General features: G+C 72.6%; 14 protein-coding genes. 3 read left to right on the top strand and 11 right to left on the bottom strand.

Going from position 1 to position 16,503, the window contains the following annotated elements; all coding sequences use genetic code 11:
• Window positions 1-66: 66 nt before the first annotated feature.
• The 3 genes from STRTU_RS23560 to STRTU_RS23550 all read right to left on the bottom strand — a co-directional run bounded on the left by STRTU_RS23560 (window position 67) and on the right by STRTU_RS23550 (window position 1,317).
• Entirely contained in the window at window positions 67-645 is a 579-nt protein-coding gene (locus tag STRTU_RS23560) for a DUF1203 domain-containing protein (RefSeq protein ID WP_159745910.1), read from the bottom strand.
• A 107-nt stretch (window positions 646-752) separates the two neighbouring features.
• The gene (locus STRTU_RS23555; RefSeq protein WP_159745908.1) at window positions 753-1,100 is read right to left on the bottom strand and encodes a type II toxin-antitoxin system PemK/MazF family toxin; all 348 of its coding nucleotides are present in this window, start codon (window positions 1,098-1,100) and stop codon (window positions 753-755) included.
• Window positions 1,087-1,317: a ribbon-helix-helix domain-containing protein gene (locus STRTU_RS23550; RefSeq protein ID WP_159745906.1), complete on the bottom strand. Its 231-nt coding sequence runs from the start codon at window positions 1,315-1,317 to the stop codon at window positions 1,087-1,089. Before STRTU_RS23550 ends, STRTU_RS23555 begins: the two co-directional genes overlap by 14 nt.
• A 125-nt stretch (window positions 1,318-1,442) precedes the next feature.
• On the opposite strand from STRTU_RS23550, the gene pepN reads away from it, so the two are divergent.
• A complete protein-coding gene (gene pepN, locus STRTU_RS23545; protein WP_159745904.1) occupies window positions 1,443-4,037 on the top strand; it encodes an aminopeptidase N in 2,595 nt (864 codons plus the stop codon).
• A 66-nt stretch (window positions 4,038-4,103) separates the two neighbouring features.
• On the opposite strand, the gene alc is transcribed toward pepN, so the two are convergent.
• From alc to STRTU_RS23515, 6 genes are all read right to left on the bottom strand, one after another.
• Complete coding sequence (alc, locus tag STRTU_RS23540) at window positions 4,104-5,249, bottom strand: allantoicase (protein WP_159745902.1); 1,146 nt, start codon at window positions 5,247-5,249, stop codon at window positions 4,104-4,106.
• An 88-nt stretch (window positions 5,250-5,337) separates the two neighbouring features.
• Window positions 5,338-6,291 carry a LysR family transcriptional regulator gene (locus tag STRTU_RS23535; RefSeq protein WP_159745900.1) on the bottom strand — a complete coding sequence of 318 codons (954 nt, stop codon included), beginning with the start codon at window positions 6,289-6,291 and terminating at the stop codon, window positions 5,338-5,340.
• Between the two features lie 130 nt (window positions 6,292-6,421).
• The gene (locus STRTU_RS23530; RefSeq protein ID WP_159745898.1) at window positions 6,422-7,402 is read right to left on the bottom strand and encodes an acyl-ACP desaturase; all 981 of its coding nucleotides are present in this window, start codon (window positions 7,400-7,402) and stop codon (window positions 6,422-6,424) included.
• Window positions 7,403-7,640: 238 nt separating this feature from the next.
• On the bottom strand, window positions 7,641-7,889 hold the full coding sequence (locus STRTU_RS23525; protein ID WP_159745896.1) for a hypothetical protein: 249 nt from the start codon (window positions 7,887-7,889) through the stop codon (window positions 7,641-7,643).
• An 84-nt stretch (window positions 7,890-7,973) separates the two neighbouring features.
• The gene (gene malQ / locus STRTU_RS23520) at window positions 7,974-10,103 is read right to left on the bottom strand and encodes a 4-alpha-glucanotransferase (RefSeq protein WP_159745894.1); all 2,130 of its coding nucleotides are present in this window, start codon (window positions 10,101-10,103) and stop codon (window positions 7,974-7,976) included.
• 6 nt (window positions 10,104-10,109) lie between these two features.
• The gene (locus STRTU_RS23515) at window positions 10,110-10,379 is read right to left on the bottom strand and encodes a hypothetical protein (protein WP_159745892.1); all 270 of its coding nucleotides are present in this window, start codon (window positions 10,377-10,379) and stop codon (window positions 10,110-10,112) included.
• Window positions 10,380-10,869: 490 nt separating this feature from the next.
• Here STRTU_RS23515 and STRTU_RS23510 point away from each other — a divergent pair, with 490 nt between their 5' ends.
• Window positions 10,870-13,968, top strand: a complete 3,099-nt coding sequence (locus tag STRTU_RS23510) for a glycoside hydrolase family 84 protein (protein WP_159747179.1) — start codon at window positions 10,870-10,872, stop codon at window positions 13,966-13,968.
• Window positions 13,969-14,041: 73 nt separating this feature from the next.
• On the opposite strand, the gene STRTU_RS23505 is transcribed toward STRTU_RS23510, so the two are convergent.
• Window positions 14,042-14,578 (bottom strand): HNH endonuclease, encoded by a 537-nt coding sequence (locus STRTU_RS23505; RefSeq protein WP_018088296.1) that lies wholly within the window; start codon window positions 14,576-14,578, stop codon window positions 14,042-14,044.
• 289 nt (window positions 14,579-14,867) lie between these two features.
• On the opposite strand from STRTU_RS23505, the gene STRTU_RS23500 reads away from it, so the two are divergent.
• Window positions 14,868-15,956 (top strand): mechanosensitive ion channel family protein, encoded by a 1,089-nt coding sequence (locus STRTU_RS23500; RefSeq protein ID WP_174878915.1) that lies wholly within the window; start codon window positions 14,868-14,870, stop codon window positions 15,954-15,956.
• Window positions 15,957-16,061: 105 nt separating this feature from the next.
• On the opposite strand, the gene STRTU_RS23495 is transcribed toward STRTU_RS23500, so the two are convergent.
• Window positions 16,062-16,460 (bottom strand): winged helix-turn-helix transcriptional regulator, encoded by a 399-nt coding sequence (locus STRTU_RS23495; protein ID WP_159745890.1) that lies wholly within the window; start codon window positions 16,458-16,460, stop codon window positions 16,062-16,064.
• Window positions 16,461-16,503 lie beyond the last annotated feature (43 nt).

Here is a 16,503-nt window from a genome sequence, read left to right as displayed (position 1 = left end):
CCGCCCCCTCGCACGACGGCGGGTGCCCGTACGGAGTCTCCGTACGGGCACCCGCCGTTTGCGGTGTCAGGGCCGCCGCACCTCGAAGTGGAAGCAGCCGTACTCCACCGCCCGGACGTGCACCAGCGCCGTCTCGGGGTCCGCGAACGCCTCCCCGAGGGCGGCATCGAACGCGGCCTCGGCATCCTCCGGGACCTCCAGGAACCGGCCGCCGGTGATCTGCCCCCGGGCGTTGTAGCGGCGCAGCACGCGCAGCGCACCGGCCCTCGTGACCGGATACCGACCGGCCGCACCGTCCGGCCCGCCACACGCCTCCGCGTGGATGAACACCGGCCCCTGCTCGTCGTACGCCCCGGGCTCCGCCCCGCTCCCGGCCGCCCAGCGACGCAGCGGCGCATACGAGACCAGCGCCACCCGCTCACCGGCCCGCACGTCCCGCAGACAGCAGCGCAGCGGCGCCCCGACGGCGTCCTGCGGCACCCCGTCCGCACGGGCGGTGAACGGTTCGGCGGGCCGCCCGGCGTCGTCGGTCCCCCTCAGCTCGCTGAGCGCGGCCTCCGGGATGGCGCGCGCGGTGCAGCCGGTGGGGGTGTCCGGGCGGGCCGGGTGTGTGGTGGGGGTGGTGTGCGCGGTGTATGTCGTCATGTCTCCAGCCTCGGCGTCGCGGGCGCACCGTGCTGGCGGGAATCGGACGGCGCGTTGTGGGCGGCGGCCGGGCGGGACCTTTCCTCGGCTGGCGCCGAAAGCTCAGGTCAGAGGGCCAGATGACGACGGAGCGCGGCGTCGACCTCGGCCATGCGCTGGCGCGGCACCGAGCCGACCTTGTGGAGTACGCGTTCCAGCGCGATGGCGCGCAGCTGCTCGCACTGGGCTTTGGAGTCCTTGGGCAGACGGCACTCGTCGGCTCCGAGGAAGACCTGGAAGGAGAGCACCCGCGAGGTATTCGACGTCAGGGGAACGACCGTGACCACCCCGCGCCGGTTGGACTCGACCGACTGGTTGGCGCCGTTGTTGGACACGATCACGGCCGGGCGGACCTTGCTTGCCTCACTGCCGCGCACCGGCTCAAGGTCGACCATGTAGATGTCACCACGCCTCATCGGCAAGCCCGTCCCCGCTCGCGCGGTCCCACAGTGCCGCGTCCTTGCTCTCGTCCCACTCGGCGAACGCCTCGGTGTACTCCGATTCGAGCTGCGCGGCACGCAGCAGCTCAATAGCGGCGTGTATCACGGCGGACCGCGATTCGCCTTTCGTTCTGGCGGCGTACTCGTCAACGAAGGCGACATCCTCCTGCGGAAGACTCACACTGATCTTCATACCCTCGATGCTACCGATAGGGCTACCACCTTGCCACCCCAAATACCACCCCCTCTTCCCCGGGGGCCACGTGGAAGGATGGCCGAAGAGTCCGAAGTGATGACCCATACGAAGGAGATGGCCGGGTGCCTGGCACGAATCTGACCCGCGACGAGGCGCAGGAGCGGGCGCGCCTGCTGACCGTGGACGCGTATGAGATCGATCTCGACCTCTCCGGCGCTCAGGAAGGGGGTACCCCGGGCGACGACGGACAGGGGGGTGGCACGTACCGGTCCGTGACGACGGTGCGGTTCGACGTCGCCGAGGCGGGCGCGGACTCCTTCATCGACCTGGTCGCACCGGCCGTGCACGAAGTGGTGCTCAACGGCGAGGCGCTGGACCCGGGCGCGGTGTTCCAGGACTCGCGGATCGCGCTGGCGGGGCTGCCGGCCGGCCGTAACGAGCTGACGGTCGTGGCGGACTGCGCCTACACCAACACCGGTGAGGGGCTGCACCGCTTCGTCGACCCCGTGGACCAACAGGCGTACCTCTACACCCAGTTCGAGGTGCCGGATGCCCGCCGGGTGTTCGCCTCCTTCGAGCAGCCGGATCTGAAGGCGACGTTCCAGTTCACCGTGAAGGCCCCGGAGGGCTGGACGGTGATCTCCAATTCGCCGACGCCCGAGCCGAGCGGCAACGTCTGGCGCTTCGAGCCGACCCCGCGGATCTCCACCTACATCACCGCGCTGATCGTCGGCCCGTACCACAGCGTGCACAGCAGCTACGAGAAGGACGGGCGGACGGTGCCGCTGGGCATCTACTGCCGGCCGTCGCTGGCCGAGCACCTGGACGCCGACGAGATCTTCGCGGTCACCCGGCAGGGCTTCGAGTGGTTCCAGGAGAAGTTCGACTACGCCTACCCGTTCGCGAAGTACGACCAGCTCTTCGTGCCGGAGTTCAACGCCGGCGCGATGGAGAACGCCGGCGCGGTGACCATCCGCGACCAGTACGTCTTCCGGTCCAAGGTGACGGACGCGGCATACGAGGTCCGCGCGGAGACGATCCTGCACGAGCTGGCGCACATGTGGTTCGGCGACCTGGTCACCATGGAGTGGTGGAACGACCTGTGGCTGAACGAGTCGTTCGCCACCTACACCTCGATCGCCTGCCAGGCGTACGCCCCGGGCTCGAAGTGGCCGCACTCCTGGACGACGTTCGCCAACTCCATGAAGACCTGGGCGTACCGGCAGGACCAGCTGCCGTCCACCCACCCGATCATGGCCGAGATCAATGACCTCGACGACGTCCTGGTCAACTTCGACGGCATCACCTACGCCAAGGGCGCCAGCGTCCTCAAGCAGCTGGTGGCCTATGTCGGCATGGACGAGTTCTTCCAGGGCGTGCAGTCCTATTTCAAGGCGCACGCCTACGGGAACACCCGGCTGTCGGATCTGCTCGGCGCGCTGGAGGAGACCTCCGGCCGTGACCTGAAGACCTGGTCGAAGAAGTGGCTGGAGACCGCCGGGATCAACATCCTGCGGCCGGAGATCGAGGTGGACGCCGAGGGCGTCATCACCTCCTTCGCGGTGAAGCAGGAGGCCCCCGCACTGCCGGCCGGCGCCAAGGGCGAGCCGGTGCTCCGGCCGCACCGGATCGCGATCGGCGCCTACGAGCTGCGCGACGGCAAGCTGGTGCGCACCGAGCGGATCGAGCTGGACGTGGACGGCGAACTGACCGCCGTACCGCAGCTGGTGGGCACCCGGCGCCCGGCCGTACTGCTGCTCAACGACGACGATCTGTCGTACGCCAAGGTCCGGCTGGACGAGGAGTCGCTGAAGGCCGTCACCGCACACCTCGGCGACTTCACCGAGTCGCTGCCGCGCGCCCTGTCCTGGGCGTCGGCCTGGGACATGACGCGGGACGCCGAACTGCCGGCCCGTGAGTACCTGTCGCTGGTGCTGTCGGGCATCGGCAAGGAGTCGGACATCGGCGTCGTCCAGTCGCTGCACCGCCAGGTGAAGCTGGCGCTGGACCTCTACGCGGCTCCGGAGTGGCGGGAGACGGGTCTGGCGACGTGGACCGCGGCCGCGCTGGAGCAGCTGCGGGCGGCCGAGCCGGGCAGCGACCACCAGCTGGCGTGGGCCCGCGCGTTCGCCGCCTCGGCCCGTACGGACGACCAACTGGACCTGCTCCAGGGCCTGTTGGACGGTACGGAGGAGATCGCCGGGCTCGCCGTGGACACCGAGCTGCGCTGGGGGCTGCTGCAGCGGCTGGCGGCCACCGGCCGGGCGGACGAGAAGGCCATCGCGGCGGAGCTGGACCGGGACAAGACCTCCGCGGGCGAGCGGCATGCCGCGACGGCGCGTGCGGCGCGTCCCACGGCGGAGGCGAAGGCCGAGGCCTGGGCCTCGGTGGTGGAGTCGGACAAGCTGCCCAACTCCCTCCAGGAGGCCGTCATCGGCGGCTTCGTCCAGCCGGACCAGCGGGAGCTGCTGGCGCCGTACACCGCGAAGTACTTCGCCGCGGTGAAGGACATCTGGGGCTCGCGCAGCCATGAGATGGCGCAGCAGATCGTGGTGGGCCACTACCCGGCGCTCCAGGTCTCGCAGGAGACCCTGGACGCCACGGACGCCTGGCTGGCCTCGGCCGAGCCGACTCCGGCGCTGCGCCGGCTGATGACCGAGTCGCGGGCGGGGATCGAGCGGGCGCTGAAGGCGCAGGCGGCGGACGCGGCGGTCTGACCGGGTTTGCTCGCCGTGGCGGCGGGAGGTGCTTCCGCCGCCACGGCACCGGAGCAGGAGGTGCGCTCAGCCGCTCAGCTCGTCGTAGCGGCGGCCGAGCGCGGCCCGGCCGGCCTCGGTGAGGGTGCCGTGCAGCCGCATCCGCGCCAGGCCGCCGTCGGGGAAGACGTCGAGTCGTACGTGGGTGGCGGTGACGGCCGCGGGCAGGGCGAAGCGGTGCGGGGTGTCGGGCTGGAGCTTCGTCTTCGGCAGGATCTCGAACCAGGAGGCTTCGTCGGCCGGGTCGCCGTCACACCCGGACAGCGCGGCCCAGCCCGCGGAGTTGCCCTTGAGGCAGGCGGTGTCGATCTCCACCGCCCGGATCTCGCCCTGCGCGGCGAGCCGGAAGCGCACCCAGTCGTTGGTGCCCCTGACCCGGCGGCGGCGGTTCTCCCAGCCGTCGTCCATCTGGCGGGAGAGATCGGGCCGGATGATCTGGGTGGGCGAGGAGTAGAAGCGGTCCGAGGCGTCCTCGACGGTGCCGCCGTGCATCACCGAGGCCAGGTCGAGGGTGCCGAGCACATCGAGCCACGCCGGATCCGGCACGACCTCGCCGTGCACCCGGAGGCGGGCTATCCCGCCGTCGGGGTGCTGCTTGAGCCGCAGATGCGTGAAGCGGCGCTCGACACCGACCGCGAAGCCATTGGCGGCGTGGCCGCGTACCGGCGTGCGCGGGACCAGCTCCTCCCACTTCACGTCGTCACCGAGCAGCTCTTCGGGGCCGGGGCTGCCGGGCAGCGCGGTGGCCTCGACGGAGATCTGCTGGGGGTAGTTGCCGCGGAAGTGGGCGGTGTCGACGACGATGCCGCGGATCACGCCGGGGGTGGCCAGCCGGATCAGCGCCCAGTCGTGCGCGTCATCGGCCGGGAAGGGGTGGTCGCCGTCGGTGCCGCGGCGGCGCCGGGTCTCCCAGCCGTCCATGATCTTGCCCTTGTGGCCGAAGTGCTCGGGGTCGAAGACCGCCGGGCCGGGCTTCAGCAAATTCTCGCGCTCGGCGAAGAACTCGTCGTTCGCGGCGAGCACCCCGGCACCGAGGCGGCGGTCGGCGAGATCGACGAGCGAGGTGAAGGGGAAGTCCCCGCCGCGGTAGTCGGCGTAGGGGTCTCCGCCGCCGTACGGCTGGGCGTCGTTGGCGTGCGGATCGGTGGAGTCGGCGGCCGGGTTGGCGGTCATCGTGGCCCTTCGGTGGGGGACGTGCGGACCACTTCACCGTCGCAGCGGACCACCCCACAGGTCCATCGAAAGTTTTTGAGGAATACATTCAGCTGGACTGAACGGTTTCCTCTCCCGGCGGCTGCGCGGCGGCCACCCGCCGGAGCGCCGCCAGCACCCGGGCCAGCCCCGGCGCCCCCTCGGAACCGCGCCGGGCGGCGGCGACCACATGGCGGCGCGGCTGGTCACCGGAGAGCACCCGCAGCACGACCCCGTCACCCCCGCGCCCGACGGCGCCGATGCCGCCCGCCCGCGCCATCCGGGGCACCAGCGCCACCCCCATCCCCGCCGCGACCATCGCCCAGATCGCGCTCCAGTCGGCGGCGGCGTGCGCCTGCTCGGGCACGAACCCGGCGTGCTCACAGGCGGTGGTGGTGATCTGCGACCAGGGCCCGCTGCTGCCGAAGATCCACGGCTCGTCCGCCAGATCGGCCAGCCGCAGCCCCGGTGCGGCGGCCAGCGGATGGCCGGCCGGCAGCGCCACGTCCAGCGGGTCGGCGAGCAGCGCGACCCGGCTGAACTTGGGGTCGCGCGGGGTGGGGGCGTGCGCCGCCAGCGACAGCGCCAGATCGACGCTGCCCTCCGCCAGCAGCTCGTACGCGGCCTCCGCCTCCGCCTCCCGTACGGCGACCGACAGCCCCGGGTGGCTGCGGCGCAGCTCCTGTACGGCGGGGACCACCAGCGCGGGGATGGCGGTGGCGAAGGCCCCGACCCGCACCTGGCCGGCCTCGCCCTGGAGGTAGCCGAGCAGCTCCGCGTCGGCCCGCTCCAGCTCGGCGAAGACCGCCTCGGCATGCCGCAGCACCAGCTCGGCGGCGTCGGTCAGCCGCACGCGGCGGCCGTGGGCCTCCAGCAGGGTCACCCCGAGCGCCCTGGCCAGCCCGGTCAGCTGCTGGGAGACCGCCGAGGGCGTCATGTGCAGCGCCTCGGCGGTCGCGGTGACCGTGCCCAGCTCTTGGAGGGTGCGCAGGATACGCAGCTTCTTGAGGTCCCAGTCGGCCATGCGGGCAGCGTACGCACCGACCGCCCCGGCCACCGTGAGCGGACGGTGACCGGGGCGGCGGGTGACCGGGTGCGGTCGGTGGTGGCGTGCGGGCCGGCGGCCGTGGGCGGGCCGGGCCGGGCCGGACGGTTCAGCCGCGGCGGTTGGCCTCGCGGCGGGCCAGGATGGCGGCCTGGCGCTCGTCGAACTTCCGCGCCTGGCCGTCCAGGCCGTCCATGTACAGCCCCAGCTCCTCCTGCGCCGCCAGCCCGGCCGGGCCCAGCCCGCCGATCTCCAGCACCTTCAGGAAGCGCAGCACCGGCTGCAGCACATCGTCGTGGTGGATCCGCAGGTTGTAGATCCCGCCTATGGCCATCCGGGCGGCGGAGCGCTCGAAGCCGGGCATCCCGTGGCCCGGCATCCGGAAGCCGGTGACGACATCGCGCACCGCGCACATCGTCTGGTCGGGCGCCATCTCGAAGGCCGCACCGAGGAGGTTGCGGTAGAAGACCATGTGGAGGTTCTCGTCGGTGGCGATCCGGGCCAGCATCCGGTCGCAGACCGGGTCTCCCGAGTGGTGGCCGGTGTTGCGGTGCGAGATACGGGTGGCCAGCTCCTGGAAGGCGACATACGCCACCGAGTGCAGCATGCTGTGCCCGTTGTCGGACTCGAAGCCCTCCGACATATGGGCCATGCGGAACCGCTCCAGCTCGTCCGGGTCGACGGCCCGGCTGGTGAGCAGGTAGTCGCGCATCACGATACCGTGCCGGCCCTCCTCGGCGGTCCAGCGGTGCACCCAGGTGCCCCAGGCGCCGTCGCGGCCGAAGAGGGTGGCGATCTCGTGGTGGTAGCTGGGGAGGTTGTCCTCGGTGAGGAGGTTGACGACCAGGGCGATCCGGCCGATGTCACTGACCTTGGACTGCTCGGGGTCCCAGGCGTCGCCGTCCAGCGGGCCGGGGAAGTTGCGCCCGTCGCTCCACGGTACGTACTCGTGGGGCATCCAGTCCTTGGCGACCTTCAGATGGCGGTTGAGTTCCTTCTCGACGACCTCTTCGAGGGCGTAGAGCAACTGGGCGTCGCTCCAGGCGGCCTGGCCGAGCTCTCCGTTATGGCGGGCGGGGGCGATGGTCACGGGGGGAACTCCTGGGGACGATGACCTACGGGGCCGCAGGTTTTACCTACGGCTCCGTAGGTTACGTCATCGTAGGTTAGGGCCGGTTAAATGCGGCCCCTCGCAAACCGGCCCAAAATCGCCCGATCGCGACCCCGCAACCCCTTTTCCACCTGCGGAAATATCCAGGTACGACAAAGGGCGCCACTCGGTTCTGTGAACCGAGTGGCGCCCTTGAGGCGTCACGTGGTGCCCGGTGTCAGACCTTGGAGTCGGCCTGCTTGCGGGACTTGTCGCCCACCATGACCAGCCCGGCGATGACCAGGAAGAGCACGATCGGCAAAGCGACGTAGAGGCCGAGCGTCTCGATCACGCTCAGACCCGGACCCGGGTCGTCACCATCGTCGCGGGTGAGCGCAAACGCGGGGGACGACATCAGCAGCATCAGCGCGGTGCCGGCGGTGATGGTTCCGGCGCGCAGGACATTCTTATTGACCTTGTTGCTCACGAAGTCAACGTATCGGACGCCCCGGCGCCCCGCGCGCCCGGGGTGGCACAACCGCCGACGGCCCCAGGGGATGCCGCTCACTCCCTAACGGCTCCCGTTCGACAACTCCCGCATCAGGGCGTGCAACCGGGGTGAGGCGGCCAGTTCTTCCAGGGTGTGCGGGCGGCCGCCGGGGCCGGCGATCGGCAGGCGCCAGTTCGGGTACTCGTCCCATGTGCCGGGGAGGTTCTGCGGGCGCCGGTCCCCCACCGCGTCGGGCAGCCAGACCCCGACCATCCGCGCCGGGGTGCACAGCAGAAAGCGGTGCACGGCCCGGACCGCCGCCTCCTCGTCGCCCGGCCCCTCGGGCAGCAGCCCGCGCCGCACCAACTCCCGCAGCCACTCGGTGAGTTCCTGGGACGCACGGGACCGCTCCCGCTCCGGCGGCCCGGCGAGCAGCCCGAGCCGCTCCCGCAGGGCGACGTCCTCACCGGCCAGCCGGGCCGCGGTGGTCGGCAGATCGTGGGTGGTGACGGTGGCGAGACAGTCGCTGCGCCACTCCTCGGGCGCCAGGATGCGGGCCGGGGCACCGGACGCGGCCTCCGCCGCCCCGTCCCCCGCCTCCGCCTCCGCCTCCGCCTCCGGGGGCTCCCCGTCCCCGTAGTCCCGTTCGAACCACAGCACCGACGTCCCCAGCACGCCCCGGGCGGCGAGCGCCGCGCGGACGCCCGGCTCGACGGTGCCCAGATCCTCGCCGATCACCGCGGCACCGGCCCGCCGCGCCTCCAGGGCCAGTACGGAGAGCATCGCCTCACCGTCGTAGCGGACATAGGCGCCCTCCGTCGGCGGCCGGCCCTCCGGGACCCACCACAGCCGGAACAGCCCCATCACATGGTCGATCCGCAGCGCCCCGGCATGCCGCAGCAGTCCGCGCAGCAGCTCCCGGTAGGGGGCGTATCCCGCGGCGGCCAGCGCGTCGGGGCGCCAGGGGGGCAGGCCCCAGTCCTGGCCGCGGGCGTTGAAGGCGTCCGGCGGCGCCCCGATGGACATCCCGGCGGCGAAGGCGTCCTGTTGCGCCCAGGTGTCGGCGCCGGAGGGGTGGACGCCGACGGCGAGGTCGTGCACCAGCCCGATCGGCATCCCGGCGTCCCGCGCGGCCCGTTGCGCGGCGGCCAGCTGCTGGTCGGTGAGCCAGGCCAGCCGGCAGTGGAAGTCGATCCGGTCCAGCAGCCGGTGCCGCAGCCGGGCGGTGCCCGGGGAGCGTGGATCGCGCAGCCCGGCGGGCCAGCCGCGCCAGTCCGGGCCGTGCCGTTCGGCGATCGCGCACCAGGTGGCGTGGTCCTCCAGCGCCTGCCCCTGCTCGGCGAGGAAGTCGCAGTACGCGGCCCTTCGGCCGGGGCTGAGCGGCACCGCCCACAGCAGCTCCAGCGCCTCCCGCTTGAGCGCCCAGACCGCGTCCCGGTCGATCAGCGCGCCCCGTTCGAGCACCTCGCAACGGAGCGCATCGGCGCGGGCGGCCAGCTCGTCGGCCCGTAAGCGCGCGGCGCCGGTGAGGTGGGCGTACTCCGGGATGTGGTCGATCCGCAGATGGACCGGGTCGGGGAAGCGGCGGGAGGAGGGCCGGTACGGCGACGGGTCGGTGGGCGGGCCGGGGACGGCCGCGTGCAGCGGGTTGAGCTGGAGGAAGCCGGTGCCCAGGGCGCGCCCGGACCAGGCGGCGAGGTCGGCGAGGTCCCCGAGGTCGCCCATGCCCCAGGACCGGCGGGACAGCAGCGAGTAGAGCTGCACCAGAAAGCCGTGGCTGCGGCCGGCAGGTACGGGCACCCGGTCGGGGGCGACGATCAGCGGGGCGCGGGCGGTGCGGCCGCAGGGCGTCCGGGCGTGCAGCACATGGACGCCCAGGGGCAGCCGGGCGAGCGCCGCCGGATCGGGCGCCACCGGGTCCACCGTCCCGCCGTCGTCGGTCTCGACCCGGAGGACGGTCCCTTCGGGGAGACCCGTGAGGTCGGGCGGGCGGCCCGGCCGGGCGACGACGGTGCGGGGAAGCAGGGCGCGGTCCGCGGCGTTCTCGTACGCGGCCAGTGCGGTGCGTACGGCGTGCGGGGTCGAGGCATCGACGCCGAGTGCGGCGAGCACGGCGACGACGGTGCCGTCGGGGATCGGGACGCTCGTGCCCGGCGAGGGTGCGTACGACGTGGCGATGCCGTGCAGCCGGGCGAGCCGCGCGCGGCCCATGGGTCCTCAGACCTCCATGGACTCCGTGCCCATGCCCGCGGCCGTCGGCTCGCTGGTCAGCGGCAGCTCGGCGGCGATCGGGACCTCGCTGGTCAGGGGGGCGAGGTCGGCGAGCGGAGGCTCGCTGGTCAGCGGCGGCTCGACGAAGCTGTAGGAGCCGGAGCCGTCGAGGCCGGAATCGGGGTCGGACACCCCGTCGAAGAGATCGGACTCCATCGTCGCACCTTCCGGTTTGGAGGACAGAGCGTCGAGGAGCAGTTGAGCGGACGCGGCCACGAGGGCCTCCCGTTCATTGGTAGTGGGACACGATGGGCCCTACCCCGTCGGCACGATCGCAGACGTATCCGGTCACGAAACGTGACCCACCTCACATTATGCCGCACGCAGGCGATTTCACTGCGGGGAACACCGGGAGGCGCAGAGAACGCGGGGAAAGCGGTCCCGGCGACGTAAGTTCTACGGAAGTTCTGCGGAAGTTTTGCGGACCTGTGGCCCCCCGCGCACCCCGTCCACGACACCGCCCGAACCCGCCCATACACCACCCTCCGGGGGCCCGCTATGGCCCTGTTGACACCCTCACCGCCACAATGGTGGGCTCACGGCCGAGAGTCCGTCCGAACGGGCACCGGCGGGGAAAAATGGGGCGCCGGTGCGGACCGGCGGTGAGGGACGGGGACGAGGAGCAGCCGTGCGAGGCCGGGGCGTATGGAGCGTCGGAAAGATCGGTAGGGGCGGCAGGGGGAGCGGAGCGGGCGCCCGAGCACGGGTGGCCGGGACCACCGCACTGGCCGCCGCGGTCATCGGGGGTCTGCTGGGCGGGGCGCCCGGCGCCCAGGCCGCGCCCGTGGAGCCCGCCGTCGGCACGCCCGACCAGCCGGACCGGCCGACCGGCGCCGGGCACACACCCGCCGTCTGGCCGCGCCCCCAGTCGATGCGGGACCTCGGCGCCGCCGTGCCCCTCACCGGCCAGGCGGCACTGGTGGCGGCGCCGGACACCGATCCCGCCACGCTGGACGCGCTGCGCGGGCTGCTGCGCGACGCCGGGGTGCACTCCGTCCGGACGTATGCGCCCGGCGACCGGCTGCCCGCGGACGGGCCGGTGATCCTGGTCGGCGGCGAGCAGGCCGCGAAGGCCCTGCGGGCGCTGCACGCACCGGCCCGCGGGGATCTGCCCTCCGGCGGCTACCGGCTCGCCGTGGGCCAGGTCGCGGGCCGGGACACGGTCGCCCTGGACGGCGTCGGCCCGGACGGCCTCTTCCACGCCGCGCAGACCATGCGGCAGCTGGTCACCGGGCGGCAGCTGGCCTCGGTGGCCGTACGGGACTGGCCCGGTACGGCCGTGCGCGGCACCACCGAGGGGTTCTTCGGGCAGCCGTGGAGCCAGCAGCAGCGGCTCGCCCAGCTGGACTTCATGGGGCGCACCAAGCAGAACCACTATCTGTACGCGCCCGGCGACGACCCGTATCGCCAGGCCCGCTGGCGCGAGCCCTATCCGGCCGCGCAGCGCGCCGGCTTCCGGGCGCTGGCCGAGCGGGCCCGCGCCAATCACGTCACGCTGGGCTGGGCCCTCTCCCCCGGCCAGGACCTGTGCTACTCGTCCGAGGACGATCTGCGGGCGCTGCGGCGCAAGGTGGACGCGATGTGGGCGCTGGGGGTGCGCTCCGTCCAGCTGCAGTTCCAGGACGTCAGCTACAGCGAGTGGCACTGCGACGCGGACGCGGACACCTACGGCACCGGCCCGCGGGCCGCGGCCAAGGCGCAGGCCCGGATCGCCAATGCCCTCGCCGCGCACCTGGCGGAGCGGCACCCGGAGGCCGCGCCGTTGTCGCTGATGCCGACCGAGTACTACCAGGACGGCTCGACGGCGTACCGCAGCGCCCTCTCCGACGCGCTGGGCGAGCGGGTCGAGGTGGCCTGGACGGGTGTCGGAGTGGTCCCGCGGACCATCACCGGCGGTGAACTGTCCACCGCACGCGAGGCGTTCGGCCACCCGATGGTGACCATGGACAACTACCCGGTCAACGACTTCGCGCAGGACCGGATCTTCCTCGGCCCGTACCGGGGCCGGGAGCCGGCCGTGGCCACCGGCTCCTCGGCGCTGCTCGCCAACGCCATGGCGCAGCCGCTGGCCTCCCGTATCCCGCTGTTCACGGCCGCCGACTATGCGTGGAACCCCCGCGCATACCGCCCGGCGGAGTCCTGGGAGGCGGCCGTCGACGATCTGGCGGGCGGCGACCCGCGGGCCCGTGCCGCGCTGCGGGCGCTGGCCGGCAACGACTCCTCCTCGGTGCTGGACCGGACCGAGTCGCGGTATCTGCGGGTGCTGATCGACCGTTTCTGGGCGGCCCGCGAGGTGGCCACCAACCACGGCCGGCCCGGCCGGGACGCGGATCTCGCCAAGGCGGCCCGTAAGCTGCGCAGCGCGTTCCACACCATGAGCACCGCACCGGACCACCTGAATCCGGAGCTGGCCGCCGAAATCCGCCCCTGGGCCGAGCAGCTGGCCCGCTACGGCAACGCCGGTGCGCACGCCGTGGACACGCTGATGGCGCAGGCCCACGACGACGGCGACGCCGCCTGGTCCGCCCAGCGCACGGCGCAGCGGCTGCGCAAGGAGATCGCGGGCAGCCCGGCGACGGTCGGCAAGGGGGTGCTCGCCCCGTTCCTGGAGCGGGCGATGACCGAGGCCGACGCCTGGACCGGCGCCCGCCGCCCGACCCCGCGGCCCGACGAGGACGCCGAGCGGACGTCCCTGACCGTGCCCTTCGAGCGGGCCCGCCGGCTCGCCGCGGTCACCGCCCTGACCGAACCGGACCCCGCCGCGGCCGCGGTCTCCCTGGAGGCGCATGTCCCCGGCGAGGGCTGGCGCCGCCTGGGCCGGCTCGCCGCCACCGGCTGGACGGAGGCGCACACCCCGCGGCTGCGGGCCGACGCGGTACGGCTGACCTGGGAGAAGGGCACCAAGGCCCCGGCCGTGAAGGCCCTGACCCCGTGGTTCCAGGACACCGAGGCGGCCGGGCTCGAACTGTCCCGCAAGGAGACGGACGCCCAGCCCGGCGACCGGGCGACGGTGGACGCCATGATCTACTCCCGCCGCCCCGCCGATGTCCGCGGAAAGCTCTCGGTCCGGGCGCCGAAGGGCTTCACCGTGCACGCCCCGGAGCAGGTCACCGCACCCCGCGGCGGCACCGCCACGGTCCGCGTCACGGTCGATGTCCCCGCGAACGCCCGCTCCGGGACGTATGAGATCCCGGTGGAGTTCGGCGGCGCGCAGCAGACCCTGACGGTGCGGACCTATCCGCGCACCGGCGGCACGGACCTGGCGCGCGGCGCCGTCGCCACCTCCTCCGGGGACGAGACCCCCGACTTCCCGGCGTCGGCGGCCACCGACGGCGATCCGAGGACCCGCTGGTCGTCCACCGCCGAGGACGGCGCCTGGCTCCAGTTCGCGCTGGCCCATCCGACCCACCTGGGCCGGCTCGTCCTCCACTGGCAGGAGGCCCACGCCGCCCGCTACCGGATCCAGGTCTCACCGGACGGCCGCACCTGGCGCACGGCGGCCACCGTCCGCGACGGCAAGGGCGGCCGGGAGTCCCTCAGGATGGACGCCCCGGACGCCCGGTTCGTCCGCATCCAGGGCGACAAGCGGGCCACCCGCTTCGGCTACTCGCTGTGGTCGGTGGAGGCGTACGCGGTGGCGGAGCCGGGCGGCGGGGACGAGCCGAGAGGCAAGGGCGAGCAGGGCGGCAACGACGAGCCGGGGCACAAGGGTGAGCCGGGAGGCAGGGCCGAGGGGCCGGGCGACAACGGGAAGCCGGGCGGCAAGCAGGAACCTGGCCGCGAGAACGGGAAAGACAGGCCCTGACAGCGCCCGGGGGCCGTCGGGAACCGCGCACCCGGCGCCGCCCCCGACCGCCCCCGGACGGAGAAACCCGGACCTACGCCGATACGGCGTCGATCCGGGCCAGGGCGTCATCCGCGCCGTACGGCTGCAAATACGGCAGCCAGCGCGGGTCACGATGGCCCGTACCGATGATCCGCCACGCCAGTCCTGACGGCGGGGCGGGCTGATGCCGGAGCCGCCAGCCGATCTCGGCGACATGGCGGTCGGCCTTGACGTGATTACAGCGCCGACAGGCGGCGACGACGTTCTCCCAGGTGTGCTGACCTCCGCGGCTGCGCGGGATGACGTGGTCGACGCTGGTTGCGACGCCACCGCAGTACATACAGCGCCCGCCGTCACGGGCGAACAGCGCCCGGCGGGTCAGTGGCACGGGGCCCCGAAAGGGCACCCGCACGAACCGCTTCAAGCGGACCACGCTCGGAGCAGGGATGACGCGGGTCGCGCTGTGCATCAGGGCGCCGGATTCCTCAAGGCTGACAGCCTTCTCATTGAGGACGAGGATGAGCGCGCGGCGGAGCGGTACGACGCCGAGCGGCTCGTACGACGCATTGAGGACCAGGACATGCGGCACGGGTGCCTCCTTGTACGCCGGCGGCGCGTGGCTCGCGCCGGGACGATCTCCCCACAGTGTCCCCCGCTGCCTGGTCGGAGCGCCACCATGACCGAGTAACGGCCCGGAGGTGTTTTCCACCACACCGTGGCACCGCTGTCCGGATCCCGCTCTTTCCCGCCCGCGCGAAACCTGCCTGTTCGAACAAGAGCGCGGGCCGTCCACGTTGCCCCGTTAGTGTGGTTGGTCTGCCCGGTCCCTGGGGTCCCACCGAGGCCCGGGTCTGCTGTCCCACACGGAAGGTTCGACTGTGTTCTGGTCTGCTTCGCCGGCCGCTGCCGCGCACCTGAGCGCCGCCACACCCGGCTCATCCGGCCCGGCGTCCCTCGACGACGCCACGGACAAGGCCACCAACGCCGCCGGCTGGGTGCAGGAGAACTGGGGGACGTGGCTCACGTCCGGCCTGCAGATCTTGCTGATCATCGTGATCGCGGTGGTGCTGCGGCATGTGATTCGCCGCACGATCACCAAGCTCATCGAGCGGATGAACCGCACCGTGGCCGCCGCCCAGGGCACCGCGCTGGGCGGACTGCTCGTCAACGCCGAGAGACGCCGGCAGCGCTCCGAGGCCATCGGCTCGGTGCTGCGCAGCGTCGCCTCCTTCGTGATCATGGGCACCGCCGCCCTGACGGTGCTCTCCGTCCTGAAGATCAACCTGGCACCGCTGCTGGCGAGCGCCGGTGTGGCCGGTGTGGCCATCGGTTTCGGCGCCCGCAACCTGGTCACCGACTTCCTCTCCGGCGTCTTCATGATCCTGGAGGACCAGTACGGCGTCGGCGACGAGATCGACGCGGGCGTCGCCACCGGCACCGTCATCGAGGTCGGTCTGCGCGTCACCAAGCTGCGCGGCCCCAACGGCGCGATCTGGTACATCCGCAACGGCGAGGTCAAGCGGATCGGCAACCTCAGCCAGGGCTGGTCCACGGCCGCCGTCGATGTGGTGATCGCCGCCGACCAGGACCTGGAGCGGGCCCGCGACACCATCACCGCCGCCGGCGACGAGATGTCCAAGGCCGAGCCCTGGAACGAGCAGCTGTGGGAGCCCGTGGAGGTCCTCGGCCTGAGCGAGGTCCATCTGGAAACGGTCACCATCAGCGTCTCCGCCAAGACCATGCCCGGCAAGGCCCTCGGCGTGGAGCGCGAACTGCGCTGGCGCATCAAGCACGCCCTGGACGCGGCCGGCGTCCACCTCGCCCCGCGCCCCCTCCCCGAGGACGAGGAAGCGGCGGCCACCGACCCCGCCGCCGCCATGGCCGCCCCGTCGGCCCTCAACAACCCGCTGTCGCCGCAGTCCCTGGCGACGAATCCGATCTCTTCGCCGTCCAAGTTGGGGAAGTAGGCGGGGGACGGCCTGACGGCTCCCGCGAAACGACGGGGCGGGGCGCACCGACGTGTGGTCGGTGCGCCCCTTCTCGTCTCGCTGCGCCGACCGGCCGGCTGAGGCTCAGGTTTCGGTCGTCGCCCGGTCCTCGTCCCCCGCCTGATCCTCGTCCCGCACCTCGGCCTTCCGGTGATGGCGGTACCAGCTGCCCCAGGCGTCGAGCTGACCGATGATGTCCCGCAGACTCTCCCCGGCCTCGGTGAGCGCGTACTCCACTCTCGGCGGCACCTCCGGGTAGACCGTGCGCGAGACGAGACCGTCGCCCTCCAGCTCCCGCAGCTGCCGGGTCAGCATCCGCTGGGTGACGGTGGGCATGGCCTGTTTGAGTTCGCCGAATCGGTGCGTGCCCAACAGGAGGTACTTGACGATCAGCAGCTTCCATTTCCCGCCCACGACCGAGAGCACCACCTCGGTGTTGCACCACTCGGCCATCATGTCGACCTGCTCGCGCACCCGCCTCATGATGATCACTGTAGCCAGGTATACCGACGGGAACTATGCGGCC

Source organism: Streptomyces tubercidicus (genome assembly GCF_027497495.1).
Lineage (GTDB): Bacteria > Actinomycetota > Actinomycetes > Streptomycetales > Streptomycetaceae > Streptomyces > Streptomyces tubercidicus.
Note: the sequence above shows the minus strand (reverse complement) of the source record. Positions and strands in the feature narration are given on the sequence as shown.